This is a genomic window from Rhizobium favelukesii (genome assembly GCF_000577275.2).
Taxonomy (GTDB): Bacteria; Pseudomonadota; Alphaproteobacteria; order Rhizobiales; family Rhizobiaceae; genus Rhizobium; species Rhizobium favelukesii.
In genome coordinates, this window is record NZ_HG916852.1 from 1177607 (window position 1) to 1195932 (window position 18326).

An 18326-nucleotide genomic window follows, 5' to 3' on the forward strand; every position below is an offset into this window, starting at 1 on the left:
GACAGCTCTAGCAATCGCGGCGATTGCTCGATGCGCAGAAACGCTCAAAGAATGGTCGCAAAAGCTCAAACGTCCGCGGCGTGTGTCGCACGCTGTCTGGCCCGCATGCGTTCGGCAAAGCGTCGCGGTGAACGATACCCGGCCGCAAGTGCTGCCTCGCGAAGCGAAAACCCGTCCTCCGACAGCAGTGCCGCGACAAGGTCCACGCGCACTTCGGCGAGCAGGTCGCGCAGTGATGTTGCCTCCTCGGCAAGCCGTCGCCTCAGCGTCGCATTGCTGGTGCCGAGTTCGGCGGCGATGGCGTCGGCGGTCCAGGCCCTGTCCGGCTGCCAGCGGATGAGTGTGCGCACGGCGTCGCTGGTCGTCGTCGGCTTCACCGGCAGGACGCCGCGCATGCCAAGCACCATCAGCACTTCCATCACCCGATGTTCGATCAGCGCGGGCGGCAGTGTTCCAGCCGCTATGCCATCGCCAGCATGGTGAATTGCGGCAGCAAGTGCCGTGTCGAGCGGCAGATCGATTGGCCGAACTGGACGTTGAGGCGGGAACGAACGGGCCGCCCGCGCCACAAGTTCGTCGGGAAAGCCGATGAAGATCGCGCGGTAGACGCCGCTTGCGGGATCGGGGTCATTGACGACATCGCCTTGCCAACCCCCGGGAAGAACCAGAACGGTGCCCGCGCCAAAGCGCATCTGCCGTCCCATGGTCACGAGTTCCTTCGACCCCTCGACGATCGCCACGATCGAAGCACGCGGAAAGGCGCAGCCGGCGATGCGCTCGCGCTCGCGCGTCACGAAGGTAAAGAGCGCGGAGGACCGCTCCGCCACCTCCGGCAAGGCCAGCGGGCGGTTATCCTTGGCGGCAAGCTTCTGCAGCCGCTCCAATATGTGTTGCGCTTCCAGCATGAGATTGTCCGCCATCGACAGTGGCGATGATCTTGAACCATCGCCGCAGACTTTCCAAGCCGCATGTGGGGCGGCAGTTGCAGCAATGGCAGGGAGATGGTATAAATCTGATTGCAAAATGCAATCGGAGCTATGGGCACTGGCTGCTTGCCGAAAGGATTGTGCCATGGACCCCACCAGAACATCGCGCGAGCGGACCGTTCGCGGCCTCTACGATGCCTATCTGCAGGGCCGCAAGGATATTGCGGCCGAGATGCTGACAGAGGACTTCACCTTCTCCAGCCCGCGCGACGACCACATCGATCGCACTCGCTATTTCGACCGCTGCTGGCCCGAGCCGGTGCCGTTTCGCGATATGGAGATCGAATACCTCGAGATCGTCGATGACGAGGCCGTGGTCCGATACCGGGCGGAAAAGCATGACGGCGGCGCATTCCGCAACATGGAGGTCCTGCACTTCAGGGGTGACCGGATCGCCTCGGTGGACGTCTATTTCGGTCGCAACGAATAGAGCATATCTCCCGAAAGTCGAACCGGGCCAAGGACATCTGTGAAAACAAAGATTAAACGGAATTCGGTAGTAAGTGCGACCAGTTCTTCGAAAGACCTCCGGTGGTAGGTTTGCGCCGATAGTGCTGAAAAAGTCGAAAATCCGGGCTTACCGAAAAGTCAGCCAATTCGTGTTTTGAGTGAATGTTACCGCTCGATGCTGCTTCACTTCCGTTACGCGGCCCCACGCTGCTTGAACGCAAAACTGGCAGGCCCCCAGTTCAATTTTCTGTGTCGGCCTCTACGGCCGTTAAAAAATCAGAGTTTGCAGAAAACGGACTTTTTCAACAATATCGGCCGAAACCGGTCCTTGGTGACATCTTGGTGGCGTGCGTAAACTGCGACAAGTGATCTCAAAGATCGCGACGCGTTTTGGACTTGGCCCGCTCGCCTATTTCGCCTTCTTGGCTACCGCCGCAGGGGGCGCAACGAGCGCGAACTCCTTCATTTCATCAGGGGAAAGATAGTAGAGCCTGTCGGGCGGGGTCTCCATGGCGTGGATCCAGAGCCCCGGTTTGATTCCCATTTCGTCGAGATGGCGGGTCACGTCGGCGGTGGTGCGTTGTGCTTCCGACATGGCGAGTTCAGGCGAAAGCTTCTCCTTGGTGCCGTTGAAAACCTGATGCACGCCGAGAACGGCATCCTTGTCCGCCGTGCGCACGACACCGCCTGCCATGACGATCGGGCAGGAGGAAACGCAAAGCGCGCCGCCGGCAACGCTGGTTGCTATCTTGCGTTCGCGGATGAGCTTTGAGATCGCGAGCGCGTCGCCGACCGATCCCCCCGGCGAGTCGAGCGAGACTGTTTTGACATACTCGCCACGGGTTTCGATCTCGGTCTGGAAGCGTGCGGCCGCACCCACCTCGATCGTGCCTTGTGCGAGCAGCACGCCGCCTGGCTGCAGATCGAAGCGGATCGCCTTCTTCAGGAGCACGGGGTCGGTCTTCACCTCGACCGGCGCGCCCTGTGGTTTGCCTTCCGTCAGTGCCGGCGGCAGCACGGGCGGGGCGTTCGGCATCATCGGATCGAAGGCTGGAATATCGGGACTGGCAGAGCTGATTTCATGCCAGTCGATGACTACGAAGACCGCGGCCGCGGCGAGGAGGGCATGGAAGGCATGCCGCATCAGCGTGCCGTCATCGGCAGAAAGCACGTAGTCCTTCAACCGTTGCCCCGCCGTTTCTAGTCTCATGCCGGCGGCCCTTTGCGTGGTCCCTTGCCGGAAAGATCGAAGCTCGCAATGTTCGACTGATCGGCCGCTTCGGTGCGCTCCGCAGCATCCATGGCGGCTTCGATGTCGACGCCATGCCGCTGGATTTCACGTTGCACTTCCAGCGCCTGCAGAAGCTCGGCCGCGGTGATCCGTTCGGCAAAGGGCAGGCGCTGCTCCTGGCGGCGCAGCGTCGAATGGACGATCGACAGCATGAAGATCAGCACCGCCGGCAGGATATCGATCGAGATGGCGCCGGCCCAGCTTGGGATGAAATCACCGGCATAGCGCAGCACCGCTTCCGCAGAGGAGAGCGGCACGAAACGGCGCTCGGCCACCGGTTTGCGCTCGAGGATCTGGTCGGCCGCCTGCGATAGTACCTTGGATTGCGCGGCGACGGACGATCGGATCGTTTCCATGACCTGATCCTGCCTTGTGGCAAGGTCGGCCTCGCGTCCATCCGCCACCGGGGCGATGAAGCCGAGCGACAGGTCCTCCGCCGCGCGCTTCACCGACGGCGCTATCGACGTCTGCTCCAGCGAGGTGATGACACCGGAAAGCCCAACGACTTCGGCCGAGAATTGATCGGCGCGCGGGTTGATCGCACCCGGCGCGGAAACCAGCGTGCGCATGGTCTCGAGATGCTTCCGCCCCTCGTCGAACAGTGTCGTCACGCGCTCGCGTGAGGCGTTGATGCCATTCTCCAGCTCGGTCAGCTGCGAGGCCATCTGCGACAGAAGCTGGACGACGCTGCCGGCCCCGGTCGTTCCGGTCAGCGCGCCCGTCTCCCGCTCCTGGTCGGCAAGGCGCTGGAATCGTTCCTGTGTGCGCTGGATGTCGGGAAGTAGGCTCTGCGCGGCGAGTGCATTCTGGTGTGCCTGGTCGAGATCGGCCGTGTAGTCCTCCAGCGTTTCGGCCAGATGCTGTTCGAGCGCCGCCGAGCCCGCCAGTGCGGCCGCGTTCAGCCAGCTCGACATGGCGATGATCATCGCGCAGCCGAGCGCCATGACGCCGAGCATCGCGGTGCGTCCGGCCGTCCCCGTCACATGCGGATAGAAGCGAGCCATATAGGTCCAGAAGGCGTAGATCGCCACCGAAACGGCGCTGGAATAGATGAGCGCTGCGAAGAAGACTGCCGTTGCCGAGCCGTCGAGGATGCTTCGCACCCCAAGGTAGGTGTAAACGCCGGAGGCGAGCGCCAGGATCGCGAACGCGAAACGGGTCATGGTCTCGACGGCTTCGACGCCGTCCTGCAAGCGATGCGATGTGCCGAGCGCCATGGTCTCCTCCGGGCTAGCCCCTTAAGAAACCACTACAATACAGGCAAAAGCAAGGTTTGGCATCGGGCAGGCCGACGGCGCCAAACCGGATCTCGTTCGGCCGCTTATTCGGCCGGCGTAATGTGGGCCGATTCGGCGTCGAAACCCGCTCCGCGCAGCGACTTCTCCGAGATGTCGATCATCGGCGTGAAGCTTGCTACCGGCATGCCGACCTCGTCGCGCTGATCGAGGGTAGCTGCCGGCGCCATGCCGCCCGACCGCTCGCTGCGTGCGACTTCCAACTGGCCGGTCAGGATGGCACGCTCGGCGCGCAGCTGCCGGATTTCCGACTTGGCGATCTCCAGGCTGGTGCGCAACTGGCCGATTTCGTAGCGATGCGCGTGTCGATATCGCGACGCGGCGCATCGGCATCCCGGTCGCGGCGTACGCGCAGGCTCTCGGCTTCACGCAGCGTCAGCGCGCGCTGCCTGCTTGCACTTGCCGTCACCTCGGTCGCGAACTCCTGCCAGGCATCGCCTGACGAGGTGTGGGCCGCTCCTGCCGCGGCCAATTGTGCGTTTGTCGGTAGCAAATGCCACTATTGTTACGCGACTAGAAATTGAACGACAACTTTGCTACAAAAGGCAGCCTTGGGAGGCATGGAAGTTACGCTTGGTAGTGAGCGCAGAACTCTGTGCTCCGAGGGGCGGAGGCGTCGATGCCTTTCACACCTTCAACAGCGTCCATGGTGGCCTTGGCAGCGATATCGGTTTGCCTTTTCGCACAGAGCGATGCCCACCAATCCGACAGCGGTTGGACATACCCGCCATCGTGCTGCACCGGTAAAGATCTCGGTGGAGACTGCCGGGCCGTACCCAGATCTCAGGTGAGGAAAGGACCCAACGGATTCTCTGTTATCCTTCATCCGGGGGACCATCACCTGGTGACGCGAAACCAGTTGTTCCTGATCCGTTATGGAGATGAGTTACGCTCTGGAGACGGTGATTTTCACATCTGCCTGCAGCCAACCGATGACCCCACTGAGGCGGATGGGATAGGACGGGGTGGACGGTATCATATGAACTGCTTTTTTGCGCCTCCTGACGGCGTTTGATCACCAAGCGGGCTTTTGGGGACAGTTGCTGCAAATAGCGCAATTGTGCAAAAGCGGATTTTATTCCTCTCCATCTGAAAGGCCCCGTCTCCTGCTGTTGCGAAACGCGCCCATGATCAGCGATTTAGGGCCGCAAAGCCAAGTGCTTGGTAGAGGCAATTTTTCCTCTCGGCCGATCTTTTTTGATATTTCGCTGGTTGCCTCTCCATGCTTGCGCTCCTATGTTCCGCCTCACCTGCCGACTACGCAAACTATTGCCAAAGGAGACCCGCAATGGCTTTCGAATTGCCCGAACTTCCCTATGACTACGAAGCGCTTCAGCCCGTCATGTCGAAGGAAACCCTGGAATTCCATCACGACAAGCACCACAAGGCCTACGTCGACAACGGCAACAAGCTTGCGGCAGAAGCAGGCCTTTCCGACCTCTCGCTCGAAGACGTGGTGAAGAAGTCGTTCGGCACCAATGCCGGGCTCTTTAACAATGCTGCCCAGCATTACAACCACGTCCACTTCTGGAAGTGGATGAAGAAGGGCGGCGGCGGCAACAAGCTGCCGAGCAAGCTCGAAGCTGCCATCAGTTCCGATCTCGGTGGCTACGACAAGTTCAAGGCCGATTTCATTGCCGCAGGCACGACTCAGTTCGGCTCCGGCTGGGCATGGGTTTCCGTCAAGAACGGCAAGCTCGAAATCTCCAAGACCCCGAACGGCGAAAACCCGCTCGTACACGGCGCAACCCCGATCCTCGGCGTCGACGTATGGGAACACTCCTATTACATCGACTACCGCAACGCGCGCCCGAAGTACCTCGAAGCCTTCGTCGACAGCCTGATCAACTGGGATTACGTCCTGGAGCGCTACGAAGCCGCTGCGAAGTAAGCAGCTCGCAAGAACAAGATGTCAGCACCCGGCGGCTAGAAACGCCGGGTGTTTTCGTTTCGACGACCGTCACAAGCTTGTCATGCCGCGCGCCTAAAGCCCTGCCATGACATCCTTTTCCGATTTCCCAAGTCTCCGCTTCGGCATCGTCGCAGACCCGCAATACGCCGCAAGGGCGCCGCATCTCGGGATGAACCGCCATTATGCCAAAAGCCTCGCCAAGCTGGCAGAGGCAATCGAGGTCTTCAATCGTGAGGACCTGAGCTTCGTCATCACGCTCGGCGATATCATTGACCGCGATTTCGAGAGCTTCGACGATATCCTGCCCGTCTACGGTAGCCTGAGGCACGATAATTTCTTCCTGCTCGGCAACCATGATTTTTCCGTCGCAGCGGATCGATTGGTCGATGTCGCTAAGCGTGTCGGACTGACCTCGCCGTGCTACAGCTTCGTCCGACACGGCTGGCGGTTCATTGGTCTCAATGGCAATGAGGTCAGCACCTTTGCGCCACCGGAAGGGCATCCCTATCGAGACATCGCGGCCCGCCGCCTTGCTGAGCTCAGGGCTGGCGACGCCATCAACGCGCAGGAATGGAACGCCATGCCGAGCGACGAGCAGTTCGCCTGGCTTTCCGGCCAGATCGAGGACGCCGGCGCCACGGGCGAGCGCGTTATCGTCATGAACCATTATCCGGTCTATCCGCCGAACGAGCACGACAGCTGGGATCGTGAGCGCATCATCACGCTTCTGACGGCGCATGACAATGTCGCCGCCTACCTCAGCGGCCACAACCACGCAGGCAATTTCGGCACGCTCGACGGATGCCACTTCCTCAATTTCAAAGGCATGGTCGATACCGAGACCGAGAATACCTTCGCCATCGTGGAGATCTGGGCCGACCGCATGGAAGTCCGCGGCTTCGGACGCGAGGACAGCCGGATGCTGAAGCTCCGGCGCTAGGTCAGGATGATTTTGGCCCGAAGCCACCTGCGTGTTTCACGAAATGCGTAAAAAGGGGGCAAGCCGATTGATCCGACGCGATCGGCAGCTTTGCGCCCGTCAATGCGGCCCCACGTGAGGCGTGGCAAGGCGGCGCCATGTCTTGCGCCAGGTACGGCCGCTCTGGCAGTAAAATTTCCGCGCGATGCGATGGTGCCTCAGCCACGCCGGGCGGCTTCGATCACCCCAACGTCGATCTTCCTCATGGTCATCATGGCATCAAAGGCACGCTTTGCTTGATCACCGCCTGCCGCCAGCGCTTCGGTCAGTACGCGCGGTGTGATCTGCCAGGACAGACCCCACTTGTCTTTGCACCAGCCGCATTCACTTTCCCGGCCGCCGTTGCCGACAATGGCGTTCCAGTAGCGGTCGGTTTCTTCCTGATCGTCAGTTGCGATCTGAAATGAGAAGGCTTCGTTGTGTTTGAACGCGGAACCGCCGTTCAAGCCGATACAAGGAATACCCGCGACCGTGAATTCAACAACCAACACGTCTCCTTGCTTACCGTCCGGATAGTTTCCAGGTGCACGAATGACGGCACCCACGGCGCTGTCGGGAAAGGTTTCGGCATAGAAGCGGGCGGCGGCCTCAGCGTCTTTGTCGTACCATAGGCAGATCGTGTTCTTTGCCATTGCGCGGGTCCTTTCGCTCTTCATTTCCCATGTCCTCCCTGAAATAAGAAGCAAACCGTCTTTCTCCAGCCCATACGAGCCATGTCACGCGGCCGATAGCCAAGTGCCTCTGTATGGTCGAAGGGTCCGCTTTGGGCCCACAGTTGCGATTGGACCCGGTAGCTTTCGGTATCGCTCTAAGCTGCCGTCACCATCGGCAGCTCTTTGCGGTCCATGGCATCGCGATTCGGCGGCGTGCCGAACATGCGCGAATATTCGCGGCTGAACTGCGAGGCGCTTTCGTAGCCCACCTGATAGGCGGCAGTGGCAACGCTCGCACCGTCCGAAACCATCAGTCGCCGCGCCTCCAGCAGTCGCAGGTTCTTCTGATACTGCAGCGGTGTCATGGCGGTCATCTGCTTGAAATGCTGGTGGAAGGAGGAGGGGCTCATGCGGGCGATGGACGCAAGCTGCTCGATGCGCACGGGCGCAGCGAAATTCTCGCGCAGCAGGTGGATGGCATCGGTCATGCGGCGGGCATGGCTGCCGGGTAGAGCAAGCTTGCTGACCTCGCCCGCATTCGGCCCCGTCAGCAGCCAATAGCAGATTTCGCGCATGATCGCCGGGTAGAGCACCGGAATCGCCCTCGGCGTTTCGGTCAGCCGCACGAGTCTCAGGACGCAGTCGGCAAGCACCCCGTCGAAATCCTGAACGAAGACCCCGGCTGCGCCGTCGCCGACGGGCCGAGGCGGTTGTTCCATCGCCTCCATCACCTCGCGGAGGATCGTCACGTCGAAATCGATGTTCAGGCCTATATAAGGTTCCTGCTTGCTGGCCTTCGTGATCTGTCCGACGGCCGGCACCTCGAACGTGACGATCAGCGACTGCATCTCGCCATATTGGAAGTCCCGGTCGCCGACCATGATTTCCTTCGCTCCCTGGACGACGACGCAGATCGTCGGCCGGTAGATCATGTGGTTCGGCATGACAGGATGGGTGACGCGGGATACCGAAAGCGCCGGCACCGGTGTCTCGAAGCGCCCGTCGGCCTCGCTGGCAGTTCTGTCGATAAAGGTGTGGATTGCTTGCTTGAGGGTATCGAGCATCGCCAGCTCTCCTTGGCCATCCCCCGACGGGGCCTTTCAAGATATGCGCCGCATAGCCCTCGGCCGCAAGTCTGTTGGAGGATCAGGCAAGAAATTCGAGAGTTCCGGCATTCAACAACAGGCCCTCACAGGCGTACCGTTAGGGCATCAACTCCAGCAAAGGAAGAGATCATGCCGAACGAAACTCGAGCAAATTCAGCATCTAAGATTGCCATCGTCACCGGCGGCAGTCGTGGGCTCGGCCGCAACACGGCGATCAATCTCGCCCGTCGTGGCGTCAACGTCATCTTCACTTATCGAGCAAATCGGGCAGAAGCGGAGGCCGCCGTTTCGGAGATCAAAGCACTCGGCGTCGACGCCATTGCTCTGCAACTGGACACCGGCCATATCGCCGACTTCGACGCCTTCGTGGGTAAGGTAAAGGACACCCTGCAAGGCCTTGGACGGAGTGAGTTCGACTACCTCGTCAACAATGCCGGCAGCAGCTATCACGCAGCGATTGTCGAGACGACGGAAGAGGCCTTCGACGAGCTCGTCAATGTGCACTTGAAGGGCGTCTATTTCCTGACGCAGAAGCTCTTGTCGCTGATGGCCGATGGCGGGCGCATCATCAATATATCGAGCGGCCTTGCCCGCTTCGCGGTGCCGGGCATCTCTGCCTATGCGTCGATGAAGGGTGCGGTCGAGGTCTTCACCCGTTACCTCGCCAAGGAGCTCGGTCCGCGCGGCATCACGGCCAATACGGTTGCACCCGGCGCGATCGCTACCGATTTCAGCGGCGGGATGGTGCGTGACAATCCGACCTACAACAAGATGGTTGCCGATGCGACGGCGCTCGGCCGTGCCGGCGTGCCTGACGATGTCGGCCCGATGATCGCCTCGCTGCTCTCGGAGGACAACCGCTGGGTCAACGGCCAGCGCATCGAAGTCTCCGGCGGCACATATCTCTGACGCGCCAGATCAGGATGATTTTAGGTCGTTCGACCTGAAATCTGAATCCCGATCTACATCAAAGAGCTAATAGAGCGGATTTCGGCCGAGAACCGCTTACACTTTTCGGCATCCCGCTTTAGGCGGTTGCGGCGGCCGGCGGGTTCAGCCACTCGCCCGTCCACAGCTGCCGCAACCGGTCGCCTTCGCCCCGGAAATAAGCGTCGGCCGCCTCGCAGTTCTCCACCCGGTCGCTGCGGAAATTGCGGATCGCCTGGCGCAGCTCGCACCAGGCCACGATGTTGGCGGTTTGCGAATAATAGATGAGCGCGATCGGTCGGATCTTGCGCTCGGTCGCGCGGCCAAGTTCGTCACGATAGTCGAGCACCAGCTTCTGCTCGTCGCGGATGGCGCGGCGAACAAGACCGAGGTCAAGGCCTGCCGGAGATTGGGCAACCGATCCCCAGGCATAGAGCGCTTTTCGTTCCATCGCCTGACGCAGCGGCGCCGGTACGGAGCCGGCAATCTTCTGGTTGACGCTCTTGGCCGCCCGCTTGAGTTCCTCGTCGCCGGTCCGGTCGAGCAAGGCCAGTGACAGGACGATTGCCTCCATTTCCTCGACCGAGAACATCAGCGGCGGCAGGTCGAAGCCGGGTCGCATGATGTAGCCGATGCCGCGACCTCCCTCGATCGGGACGCGCATCGCCTGCAAGGCGGCGATATCGCGATAGATCGAGCGTACGGTCACCTCAAGCATCTCCGCCATGGCTGCCGCCGTCATCGGCTTGCTCGCCAGTCGCAGGATCTGGATGATCTCGAAAAGCCGTGAAGCCTTGCGCATTTTCGCCTCCGTCGGTCTAGGCTCCTGACAATACCCTGTCAGTTGGGTCGTCGTACAGATCTCCCTATCAAATTGAAAATCAACAAGGTCCCGGAAATCGACCTTGACCTGGATAGCGAGCAACTGACATGACTTACAGCGAAAATCTCTGGCTCTATTTCACCCTCCTCTTCGGCATCATCATCGTTCCCGGTATGGACATGCTCTTCGTGCTGGCCAATTCGTTGACCGGCGGCAGGCGAACCGGCATTGCCGCGACTGCCGGCATCATGGCAGGCGGTGCAGTGCATTCGCTCTATGGCGCGATCGGCGTCGGCGTGCTTGCAATCCTCTTGCCGACGCTGTTCAACCCGCTGCTTTTTGCCGGTGCCGCCTACATGGTCTGGATCGGCTACACGCTGATGCGCAGTTCGATTACCGTCGATACCGTCGGGGCTGGTGGCCTGCGCTCGGGCTGGCGGGCCTTTGGCCAGGGTGCGGCGACCTGCCTGATGAATCCCAAGGCCTATCTCTTCATGATCGCCGTCTATCCGCAGTTCCTGAAGCCCATCTACGGGCCGATCTGGGCGCAGGGCCTCGTCATGGGCTTCATGACCATGGCGACCCAGGCTGCCGTCTACGGGACGCTGGCGCTGACGGCGGCGCGAAGCCGCAATTTGCTGGTGTCCAATCCCAAGGCGACGATCCTCGTCGGCCGGATCGCCGGCGGCCTCCTGATCGCTGTTTCGATCCTCACGGCATGGCACGGTTGGCGCGCGCCGTCGTGAGGCACTCGGTGTGAAACGATTTGGAAGCCTGTCTTTTCCTGAAATCCTTGAAATCTCACCCATTTGTTACTTTTGGAGGCGGAAAAATTTGCAATGATGCCGCGCGCCTAGCGAAGCGCCGGGCTTTGCGCACCTGTTATCAACGAGGAGTGGAGACATGAGACTGAAAACGATAGCCGCGGCACTGCTCGTCGCCGGCCTGGGGGTCGTGGGCGTTGCCATTGCAGCAGACGACGGCACGCACGAAGCGCGTTCTGCGCTGATGAAGAACGTCGGCGGCGCGGCAGGGGCGATGACAGCAATCGCCAAGGGCGAGAAGCCCTACGACGCAGAGGTGGTGAAGGCTGCGCTGATGACGATCTCGGAAACCGCAAAGGTTTTCCCGGATCAGTTTAAGGCTGGCACCGAAAAGGGCGATAAGGCGGCAAGTCCAAAGATTTGGGAAGATCACGCCGACTTCAAGGCCCGTGCAGCGAAGCTTTCAGCCGATGCCGACGAGGTCCTCGCCCAGCTTCCGGCTGACGCAGCCGGTGTCGGCGGCGCTTTAAAGACGCTTGGCGGCAACTGCGGCGGATGTCATGAGAAATTCCGCATAAAGACCGAATAGCGATCCTGGCATTTCAGTCAAACGATCCGCGCCAGCCTTGTCGCTGGTGCGGATCGTTTTATGTTTTCAACAAAGCTATTGGCAACAGGAGCGGTGAATGTTCCGCAGGTTCGTCCGGTATTTGCTCTGTCTCGTCGGTGTGGTCGTCATTGGCGGAGCGGTCTTCTACTTCATCACCGCGCCCAATCCGCTTCCCGACAATCATTGGGCCAACCTTGGCGAACCCGATCTGAAGAACGGTGAAATGGTCTTCTGGACAGGTGGCTGTGTCAGCTGCCACGCTGCGCCGAGATCGGAAGGCGACGCCAAGCTCACGCTCTCGGGCGGCCTGGCGTTGAAAAGTCCCTTCGGCAACTTCCACGTGCCCAACATCTCGCCTGACGAGAAGGCCGGTATCGGGACATGGACGTTGGCGCAGTTCGGCAATGCCATGAAGCGCGGCGTCGCGCCCAACGGACAGCATCTCTACCCGTCCTTCCCCTACAATTCCTACGCCCGGATGAGCGACAAGGACGTCAACGATCTCTTCGGCTATCTGAAGACGCTGCCGAAGAGCGGCAACGTTGCCCCGCCGCACGAATTGCCTTTCCCTTACAACATCCGGCTGGTGTTGGGCGGCTGGAAGTTCCTCTATTTCAACGACGAGCCACGTGTCGCGCTTGCGGCCAATGTCGACGACAAGATTAAGCGCGGGCAGTATCTGGTCGAAGGGCCCGGCCATTGTGGCGAATGCCACACGCCGCGCGATCGGCTCGGCGGGTTCGAGGGTGACAAATGGCTGGCGGGTGCGCCAAACCCGGAAGGTCGGGGCAGGATCCCCAATATCACGCCGGGTTCGAAAACCGTCGGCTCATGGAGCCAGGAGGATATCGCCAACTATCTGGAAACCGGCTTCACGCCCGACTTCGATACGGCGGGTGGCTCGATGGCGGAGGTGCAGCGTAACCTCGCCCACCTGCCGAAACCGGAACTCGAGGCGATCGCAGCCTACGTGAAGGCGGTTCCGAACCGCTAATATTAGCAATATCTCAAAAATGCCGCATTGCAGCACTCCACTGGGTCGTGCGCACTGAACGCCCAGTGGCGAACCCTTCCGAGGTTCGCTTTCCGAACGACGCCCATCAACGTCTTCCGAAAGGACAGCTGCATGCACATCACGTCGGCCAACCCTGCAGATGATCTCGAGTCCGTCGCCCGCAAGGGCGGCAAATTGCGGCGCATGGCGGTGCGGATACCGACTTACATTGCGGATATCCGCGAAAATCCTGCCTGGCTGCCGATGTTCCTGCTGGCGCGAACAATACCGGCGCGCAAGGCGCATTGGCTGACTGCACGACGCAGCAATGGCGCGATCGAGAATCTGCCGACGCTTTTCACGGGCGTGGATTATGGAAGCGCCGTCGCGGCGCTGAGGCGGGATGGGATATTTCCCAACCTGACGCTCCCCGAAGCGATCACCCGTGAAATCGCCCGCTTTGCAAGCGCAACCCCATGCTTTGGCAATTTCGATCGGCAAATCGAGTTTCGGGCGTCGGATCATCGCGACGCAGAGCAGCAATGGGGACGGCCGATCCTGAGCGGCCACCACTTCGAGCGTGCCCTTGATTGCCCCGCGGTTCGTGCGGTCCAGCGCGATCCGGTCCTATCGGAAATCGCACGCTGCTATCTCGGTGCCCAAGCCCGCCTCATTACCACCCGCATCTGGTGGAGTTTTCCCACGAGGGCCGGCGAGACCGACCGCAGCCTGGCGTCGCTGGACAAGTATCACTTCGATCTCGACGACTGGCGAATGCTGAAGTTCTTCTTCTATCTCGTCGACGTCGACGAAGGCACTGGTCCGCATGTCTATGTCAGGGGTAGCCACAACAAGCGCCGCATCAAGCACCAATTGACCCTTGTGGTCGGCCATCCCGCGCATGAAATCCTGGATTTCTACGGGAAGGAGAGCGTGACGACGCTGACCGGCGCGGCAGGCTTCGGCTTCGTGGAAGATCCGTTCGGTTTTCATATGGGCACGGTCGCCAAGACGAAGCCGCGCCTGATGATGGAGGTGGGCTTTGGTGTTTCCAAGCCGTCGCGCCGCCGCTTCCACGGCGAGCCGGTGCTACGGTGAACCCAGCGCCGTCGGCGCCGCTAAAAGTGGGCGCCGGTTTCGGGATAAAGACATGCGTGAGACCAAAAAAAGCGCAGTAAACGCATCCAAAAGATCGCGACGCGCTTCAGTTAGTTTAGATCAGGCCGCTTTCGGCTGGTGCTCGGCACCGAACATCAGCACGTACTGGTCCAGTTCGTCGCCGGCATGTCCAAGCGCGCGGTAGATTTCCGCCGCAAAGGTCATCGGTGCCGATCCGGCCGCCGTCACCAGCTTTCCGTCACGCACGGCCTGCGGGATATCCTTGTAACGAGAGTGGCCGGCGTAGCCGGGCGCACCTGCGATAAAATTGGCGGCATTGCTGGTATGGTCGATGGCATTCAGCGCTCCTGCGCGGGCAAGGGCCAGCGTTGCGCCGCAAATCCCGGCGACGAGCTTGTCGTGGGCGATGAAGTCGTCGATCACCTGTTTGAGGTCAGGCGCCTTCTCCGTTTCCCAGATCGTTCCGCCGCAGAGCACGAGGCCGTCGAAGGCGTTGGCATGCAGGTTTTCAGCCGCGGTATCGGCCGCGACGCGCATGCTGCCCATCGAGCGCACTTCCTCGCCTTCGGGCGTTGCAATCACCACGTCGAAGCCGAAGTAGGAGCGTGCGGAGGCCGTCAGTTGCGCGACCTCCCAGTCGGCGAATCCGTCGGTCAGCACGATTGCAAGTCGGGTCATCGGTTTCTCCAATGAAAGAACGCAAGGGGCCAATGCCGCTCATGCTAAAGCCTGCATATAGCGCATGCCAGTGACCGGGCGAGGCACGAAGTCCATGTTCTCGTAGAAGCGATGGGCCTGCACGTTGCCGGTGGCGGCGCTGACCGAGAGATAGCCGCAGCCGGCGCTGCGAGCCGTGTCGCGGGCGCGGTTGACGAGATGCTGGCCGACGCCGTGGCCGCGATGGCCGTCGCGCACGAAGAGATGGTGCAGATCCATGCCGCGCGCACCGTCCTGCGCCCTGTAGAGCGGCACGAGGATCGCGTAGCCGATCAGGCCTTCGCCGGTCTCGGCAACGAGGGCGCTGATCCACGGCACAGGGCCGAAGAGGTCGCGCTCGAGCTGCTCCTGGCTCGAGGCGGAAGCATCGCCGTGGTGCTTGGCGAGCAGGGCGATCATTTCGGTGAGTTCGGGCAGATCGCGCGGCTTGGCGGCGCGGATATTGATCACCGGCGGGCGGATCAATGAGACTTCGCTGTCTTCGATTTCAACCATGGTCTTCGCGTCCTTTGTGGTTTTCTGCCGTCAGGACGCTGCCAATACAACAAAGCCGCCTGACGGCGGCTTGTTGACAATATGATCTGTCCAGCCGCCCCTTACAGGTACAGCCAAAAATACGTGCTGGTGATGTGCGCGTTCTTGATCATGCGTCGATAGATCGTCCAGAACGCGCCGTTTGTCAATGGGGTTTACGCGCGGGCGCCGGGAAGCGCGCAGCGTCCTTCGACGCAGCCGCCATCGACTGCTTTGCCGGTGGCATCGGAACCGCTTGCGCCAGCTACTTTTCATCGGCCTCATATTAATATAGGGTACCCCCCTATACTAAGTGGATGAAGCCATGTCGCACACCACGCACCACAAGAAAAAGCTGATGGCCCGCGTCAGCCGCCTGAAAGGCCAGCTGGAGGCCGTCGAGCGAGCCCTGGAGGCAGAGCGGCCCTGCGGGGAGATTTTGCAGCTGCTTGCCTCCATACGCGGTGCGCTGAACGGCTTGACCGGGGAGGTGTTGGACGATCATCTCCACGAGCATGTCCTGCATGCCGCGGATGAGAAAGCCCGGACGGAAGCGGTCGAGGAAATATCCGAAGTCCTGCGGACCTACATTCGCTGAGAAAACCGACATGAGGAGCGTGCAATGACTGCACAGACGGAAACACTTAAGCACGACCACGTTTTCCTGGGCGCGGACCACGACCGCAACGCCCGCCGTGTCTGGTTCGTCATCGCCCTGACCGCCGTCATGATGGTGGTCGAGATCGGCGCCGGAACGTATTACGGTTCGATGGCGCTGGTGGCCGATGGCTGGCATATGTCGACCCATGCCAGCGCTCTGCTGATCTCTGCGGTTGCCTACCGCTATGCGCGCCGGCAGGCGCACAATCCCCGCTTCACCTTCGGCACCGGCAAGCTCGGCGACCTCGCAGGCTTCGCCAGCGCCATCATCCTGGCGCTGATTGCGCTCTTGATGGCCTGGGAGAGCTTTCTGCGCATCACCCATCCCGTACCGATCAGCTTCGAGCAGGCGATCGGCGTCGCTGTCGTCGGCCTGCTGGTCAATCTGGCCAGCGCCTGGCTCCTAAAGGACGGCCATCACGGCCACAGCCACGGTCATTCCCACCATCACCACCACGAGCACGGCGATCATGCCCATCATGGCGACCATGCCCGTTCTGCACATGCCTCCGACAACAACATGCGTGCGGCCTATGTCCATGTCATTGCCGATGCGCTGACGTCGGTGCTCGCCATTGCCGCACTGTTGCTCGGCAGTCTTTATGGCTGGCTCTGGCTCGACCCGCTAATGGGCATCGTCGGCGGCCTGATCATTGCCCAATGGTCCTGGGGCCTGATCACGTCGTCGGGCCGCGTGCTGCTCGACGTTGTGCCGCGGGAGGTGGATCTGCAGCATGAGATTCGTTCGGCGCTGGAAACGGGTGGCGAGCGGATCACCGATCTTCACGTCTGGCAGGTCGGACCTGGCCATCATGCCGCGATCGTCGCACTCGTCGCGCCGCAGCCCGAAAGCCCGGCCTTCTACAAGGCGAAGCTCGAGCCTCTTGCAGGTCTTTCGCACGTCACGGTCGAGGTCTCAAAGTCAGCGGCCGCTTGACGCGACTCATCCGGGCCACAATCGGTCTCTAGCCCTGTCTCCATTGATTCAGGTAGAGGACTTTTCATGCGCGGCTTTTCCATCCGTCGCCGGACACTTCTTGGTTCGGCACTGCTTTCGCCCGCCTTGCTCCTTCCGCGTGTTGCGCGGACGGAAGACAGTGATGATGAAATCAATCGGCGGATAGGTGCACTCGAAAAGGCGATCGGTGGTCGTATTGGTGTATCCGCCATCGACACCCAGACCAACATTTCGTTCGGCTATCGCGAAACCGAGCGCTTTCCTCTCAGCAGCACGTTCAAGGTCCTGGCCGCGGGCCTTGTGCTTGCGCGGGTAGACAAGGGGCAGGAGACGCTCGAGAGGCGTGTCGTCTACGACCAGGCCAAGCTCGTCACCTATTCGCCCGAGACGGAAAAGCACGTCGGCGGCGAGGGCATGAGCCTCAGTGAACTCTGCGCAGCGGCGATCACGCTGAGCGACAATACGGCCGGCAACCTGCTGCTGGAAAGCTTCGGCGGCCCTCCCGAGCTCACCAAATGGCTGCGTACGCTGGGCGACCGTTCGACAAGGCTCGACCGCTGGGAAACGGCACTGAACGAAGCCAAGGACGGCGACCCGCAGGACACGACGACGCCCGATGCAATGGTCGACACGCTCGGCAACCTGGCGCTTGGCTCGGCGCTATCGGAGCCCTCGCGCGACAAGCTGACGGAATGGATGGTGGCGAATACGACGGGTGGCGCGCGCCTGCGCGCCGGCCTTCCGGGCGCCTGGAGGATCGGCGACAAGACCGGCACCGGAAACAACGGCAGCGCCGCCGATATCGCCATCGTCTGGCCGCCCGGGCATGGCGCGATCCTCGTTGCAGCTTATGTGACGCAGGCCAAGGCGCCATTGTCGGAGATCAACCCGGTCTTCGCCGAGGTTGGCAGGATCGTGGCCGATATGGTCGGATAATGCTTGTCGGTCAAAGAGATGCGACGGAAACGCAATTCTCCGTCGCATCGACCTGAATCAGTTTGTGAAGGCCTCAGACGCTGATAGTCGCGTCCGGGTTCGGCTTATCCTTGCTGTCGTCGTCGCCGGTCAGCTGTCGCTTCAGCTCGGCCGCGATCTGCTTTTCGATGGCCTCGCGCTGTTCCGGCGGCATTGCCTTGAGATCGTCCTCGGTCAGACCGAGCCGCTGGAGGATCTGGTCGCGAATGCGCTCTGCCGGCGTCTTGTTGGCGAGGTCCGTGAACTCGGAGACAACAGCGTCATGGCGCGCTTTCGCCGGATCCTCGGTGCCATCCATGGTCACCGTGCCGCTGCTCTGCAGCGCCCACATCGTGCTGGAGATTGAGGTCGGCGTGCTGCTTGGCTGAAGTGCCGCGCCGCTTTGGCGAACGCTCATCTCGGCATCACTGGACTGTTGCTTGTTGCGCTGGCCGGACTGGCCGAAGAGGTTGGTCAATCCATAGGTGCTGGAAATGCTACTGCCTATCTTCATGAAAATTCTCCCTGAAACAATGCGCGGGAGAATGGCGTGCCAGACATGCCTGGAGCTTGCCTCCGCGGGCTCGGACGGCGGCCTATAGAGGCGGCCGTCCG

21 protein-coding genes are annotated in these 18326 nt (G+C 61.1%); 11 read left to right on the forward strand and 10 right to left on the reverse strand.

Features of this window, described 5'->3' with window-relative positions:
- Positions 1-65: 65 nt before the first annotated feature.
- Positions 66-905 carry a helix-turn-helix transcriptional regulator gene (locus LPU83_RS44175; protein WP_024313833.1) on the reverse strand — a complete coding sequence of 280 codons (840 nt, stop codon included), beginning with the start codon at positions 903-905 and terminating at the stop codon, positions 66-68.
- Between the two features lie 166 nt (positions 906-1071).
- Between LPU83_RS44175 and LPU83_RS44180 the strand changes: the two genes are divergently transcribed.
- Positions 1072-1416 carry a nuclear transport factor 2 family protein gene (locus LPU83_RS44180; protein ID WP_024313832.1) on the forward strand — a complete coding sequence of 115 codons (345 nt, stop codon included), beginning with the start codon at positions 1072-1074 and terminating at the stop codon, positions 1414-1416.
- Between the two features lie 429 nt (positions 1417-1845).
- Here LPU83_RS44180 and LPU83_RS44185 read toward each other — a convergent pair whose 3' ends face one another.
- The 3 genes from LPU83_RS44185 to LPU83_RS44195 all read right to left on the reverse strand — a co-directional run bounded on the left by LPU83_RS44185 (position 1846) and on the right by LPU83_RS44195 (position 4300).
- Positions 1846-2646, reverse strand: a complete 801-nt coding sequence (locus tag LPU83_RS44185; RefSeq protein WP_024313831.1) for a COG3904 family protein — start codon at positions 2644-2646, stop codon at positions 1846-1848.
- The gene (locus LPU83_RS44190; protein WP_024313830.1) at positions 2643-3944 is read right to left on the reverse strand and encodes a hypothetical protein; all 1302 of its coding nucleotides are present in this window, start codon (positions 3942-3944) and stop codon (positions 2643-2645) included. Before LPU83_RS44190 ends, LPU83_RS44185 begins: the two co-directional genes overlap by 4 nt.
- A 104-nt stretch (positions 3945-4048) precedes the next feature.
- The gene (locus LPU83_RS44195) at positions 4049-4300 is read right to left on the reverse strand and encodes a hypothetical protein (RefSeq protein ID WP_024313829.1); all 252 of its coding nucleotides are present in this window, start codon (positions 4298-4300) and stop codon (positions 4049-4051) included.
- 1010 nt (positions 4301-5310) lie between these two features.
- Between LPU83_RS44195 and LPU83_RS44200 the strand changes: the two genes are divergently transcribed.
- Together LPU83_RS44200 and LPU83_RS44205 are read left to right on the forward strand one after the other, a co-directional pair.
- Positions 5311-5913 carry a superoxide dismutase gene (locus LPU83_RS44200; RefSeq protein WP_024313828.1) on the forward strand — a complete coding sequence of 201 codons (603 nt, stop codon included), beginning with the start codon at positions 5311-5313 and terminating at the stop codon, positions 5911-5913.
- A 106-nt stretch (positions 5914-6019) separates the two neighbouring features.
- On the forward strand, positions 6020-6874 hold the full coding sequence (locus LPU83_RS44205) for a metallophosphoesterase (RefSeq protein WP_024313827.1): 855 nt from the start codon (positions 6020-6022) through the stop codon (positions 6872-6874).
- A 197-nt stretch (positions 6875-7071) separates the two neighbouring features.
- On the opposite strand, the gene LPU83_RS44210 is transcribed toward LPU83_RS44205, so the two are convergent.
- Positions 7072-7545, reverse strand: a complete 474-nt coding sequence (locus tag LPU83_RS44210; protein ID WP_024313826.1) for a VOC family protein — start codon at positions 7543-7545, stop codon at positions 7072-7074.
- Positions 7546-7721: 176 nt separating this feature from the next.
- Positions 7722-8630 carry an AraC family transcriptional regulator gene (locus LPU83_RS44215; RefSeq protein ID WP_037069155.1) on the reverse strand — a complete coding sequence of 303 codons (909 nt, stop codon included), beginning with the start codon at positions 8628-8630 and terminating at the stop codon, positions 7722-7724.
- Positions 8631-8801: 171 nt separating this feature from the next.
- On the opposite strand from LPU83_RS44215, the gene LPU83_RS44220 reads away from it, so the two are divergent.
- Positions 8802-9581, forward strand: coding sequence for an SDR family NAD(P)-dependent oxidoreductase (locus LPU83_RS44220; protein WP_037069158.1), 780 nt, complete (start codon positions 8802-8804; stop codon positions 9579-9581).
- Between the two features lie 118 nt (positions 9582-9699).
- Here LPU83_RS44220 and LPU83_RS44225 read toward each other — a convergent pair whose 3' ends face one another.
- Positions 9700-10401 (reverse strand): helix-turn-helix transcriptional regulator, encoded by a 702-nt coding sequence (locus LPU83_RS44225; RefSeq protein ID WP_024313823.1) that lies wholly within the window; start codon positions 10399-10401, stop codon positions 9700-9702.
- 128 nt (positions 10402-10529) lie between these two features.
- Between LPU83_RS44225 and LPU83_RS44230 the strand changes: the two genes are divergently transcribed.
- The 4 genes from LPU83_RS44230 (at position 10530) to LPU83_RS44245 (ending at position 13888) form a co-directional block, all read left to right on the forward strand.
- Positions 10530-11168 (forward strand): LysE family translocator, encoded by a 639-nt coding sequence (locus LPU83_RS44230; protein ID WP_024313822.1) that lies wholly within the window; start codon positions 10530-10532, stop codon positions 11166-11168.
- 157 nt (positions 11169-11325) lie between these two features.
- Positions 11326-11775, forward strand: coding sequence for a c-type cytochrome (locus LPU83_RS44235; RefSeq protein ID WP_037069161.1), 450 nt, complete (start codon positions 11326-11328; stop codon positions 11773-11775).
- Positions 11776-11872: 97 nt separating this feature from the next.
- On the forward strand, positions 11873-12790 hold the full coding sequence (locus LPU83_RS44240; protein ID WP_024313820.1) for a c-type cytochrome: 918 nt from the start codon (positions 11873-11875) through the stop codon (positions 12788-12790).
- A 132-nt stretch (positions 12791-12922) separates the two neighbouring features.
- Positions 12923-13888: a phytanoyl-CoA dioxygenase family protein gene (locus LPU83_RS44245; protein WP_024313819.1), complete on the forward strand. Its 966-nt coding sequence runs from the start codon at positions 12923-12925 to the stop codon at positions 13886-13888.
- A gap of 120 nt (positions 13889-14008) precedes the next feature.
- On the opposite strand, the gene LPU83_RS44250 is transcribed toward LPU83_RS44245, so the two are convergent.
- Positions 14009-14587, reverse strand: coding sequence for a type 1 glutamine amidotransferase family protein (locus LPU83_RS44250; RefSeq protein ID WP_024313818.1), 579 nt, complete (start codon positions 14585-14587; stop codon positions 14009-14011).
- Positions 14588-14626: 39 nt separating this feature from the next.
- Positions 14627-15121, reverse strand: coding sequence for a GNAT family N-acetyltransferase (locus tag LPU83_RS44255; protein ID WP_024313817.1), 495 nt, complete (start codon positions 15119-15121; stop codon positions 14627-14629).
- Positions 15122-15464: 343 nt separating this feature from the next.
- On the opposite strand from LPU83_RS44255, the gene dmeR reads away from it, so the two are divergent.
- The 3 genes from dmeR to bla all read left to right on the forward strand — a co-directional run bounded on the left by dmeR (position 15465) and on the right by bla (position 17693).
- Positions 15465-15737 (forward strand): Ni(II)/Co(II)-sensing transcriptional repressor DmeR, encoded by a 273-nt coding sequence (dmeR, locus tag LPU83_RS44260; RefSeq protein WP_024313816.1) that lies wholly within the window; start codon positions 15465-15467, stop codon positions 15735-15737.
- 24 nt (positions 15738-15761) lie between these two features.
- Positions 15762-16736 carry a CDF family Co(II)/Ni(II) efflux transporter DmeF gene (gene dmeF / locus LPU83_RS44265; protein WP_024313815.1) on the forward strand — a complete coding sequence of 325 codons (975 nt, stop codon included), beginning with the start codon at positions 15762-15764 and terminating at the stop codon, positions 16734-16736.
- A 66-nt stretch (positions 16737-16802) separates the two neighbouring features.
- Positions 16803-17693, forward strand: a complete 891-nt coding sequence (gene bla / locus LPU83_RS44270) for a class A beta-lactamase (protein WP_024313814.1) — start codon at positions 16803-16805, stop codon at positions 17691-17693.
- Positions 17694-17766: 73 nt separating this feature from the next.
- On the opposite strand, the gene LPU83_RS44275 is transcribed toward bla, so the two are convergent.
- The gene (locus tag LPU83_RS44275) at positions 17767-18225 is read right to left on the reverse strand and encodes a hypothetical protein (protein ID WP_024313813.1); all 459 of its coding nucleotides are present in this window, start codon (positions 18223-18225) and stop codon (positions 17767-17769) included.
- Between the last annotated feature and the right edge of the window lie 101 nt (positions 18226-18326).

Excerpts from the sequence above, each read along its gene's own strand:
- LPU83_RS44200 (WP_024313828.1), top strand. The coding sequence starts at position 5,311 with ATGGCTTTCGAATTGCCCGAACTTCCCTATGACTACGAAGCGCTTCAG.
- bla (WP_024313814.1), top strand. The coding sequence starts at position 16,803 with ATGCGCGGCTTTTCCATCCGTCGCCGGACACTTCTTGGTTCGGCACTG.
- LPU83_RS44275 (WP_024313813.1), bottom strand. The coding sequence starts at position 18,225 with ATGAAGATAGGCAGTAGCATTTCCAGCACCTATGGATTGACCAACCTC.
- LPU83_RS44230 (WP_024313822.1), top strand. The coding sequence starts at position 10,530 with ATGACTTACAGCGAAAATCTCTGGCTCTATTTCACCCTCCTCTTCGGC.
- LPU83_RS44185 (WP_024313831.1), bottom strand. The coding sequence starts at position 2,646 with ATGAGACTAGAAACGGCGGGGCAACGGTTGAAGGACTACGTGCTTTCT.
- LPU83_RS44210 (WP_024313826.1), bottom strand. The coding sequence starts at position 7,545 with ATGGCAAAGAACACGATCTGCCTATGGTACGACAAAGACGCTGAGGCC.
- LPU83_RS44215 (WP_037069155.1), bottom strand. The coding sequence starts at position 8,630 with ATGCTCGATACCCTCAAGCAAGCAATCCACACCTTTATCGACAGAACT.
- LPU83_RS44240 (WP_024313820.1), top strand. The coding sequence starts at position 11,873 with ATGTTCCGCAGGTTCGTCCGGTATTTGCTCTGTCTCGTCGGTGTGGTC.
- LPU83_RS44205 (WP_024313827.1), top strand. The coding sequence starts at position 6,020 with ATGACATCCTTTTCCGATTTCCCAAGTCTCCGCTTCGGCATCGTCGCA.
- LPU83_RS44235 (WP_037069161.1), top strand. The coding sequence starts at position 11,326 with ATGAGACTGAAAACGATAGCCGCGGCACTGCTCGTCGCCGGCCTGGGG.
- LPU83_RS44220 (WP_037069158.1), top strand. The coding sequence starts at position 8,802 with ATGCCGAACGAAACTCGAGCAAATTCAGCATCTAAGATTGCCATCGTC.
- LPU83_RS44255 (WP_024313817.1), bottom strand. The coding sequence starts at position 15,121 with ATGGTTGAAATCGAAGACAGCGAAGTCTCATTGATCCGCCCGCCGGTG.
- LPU83_RS44190 (WP_024313830.1), bottom strand. The coding sequence starts at position 3,944 with ATGGCGCTCGGCACATCGCATCGCTTGCAGGACGGCGTCGAAGCCGTC.
- LPU83_RS44225 (WP_024313823.1), bottom strand. The coding sequence starts at position 10,401 with ATGCGCAAGGCTTCACGGCTTTTCGAGATCATCCAGATCCTGCGACTG.
- LPU83_RS44250 (WP_024313818.1), bottom strand. The coding sequence starts at position 14,587 with ATGACCCGACTTGCAATCGTGCTGACCGACGGATTCGCCGACTGGGAG.
- dmeF (WP_024313815.1), top strand. The coding sequence starts at position 15,762 with ATGACTGCACAGACGGAAACACTTAAGCACGACCACGTTTTCCTGGGC.
- LPU83_RS44180 (WP_024313832.1), top strand. The coding sequence starts at position 1,072 with ATGGACCCCACCAGAACATCGCGCGAGCGGACCGTTCGCGGCCTCTAC.
- dmeR (WP_024313816.1), top strand. The coding sequence starts at position 15,465 with ATGTCGCACACCACGCACCACAAGAAAAAGCTGATGGCCCGCGTCAGC.
- LPU83_RS44245 (WP_024313819.1), top strand. The coding sequence starts at position 12,923 with ATGCACATCACGTCGGCCAACCCTGCAGATGATCTCGAGTCCGTCGCC.
- LPU83_RS44175 (WP_024313833.1), bottom strand. The coding sequence starts at position 905 with ATGCTGGAAGCGCAACACATATTGGAGCGGCTGCAGAAGCTTGCCGCC.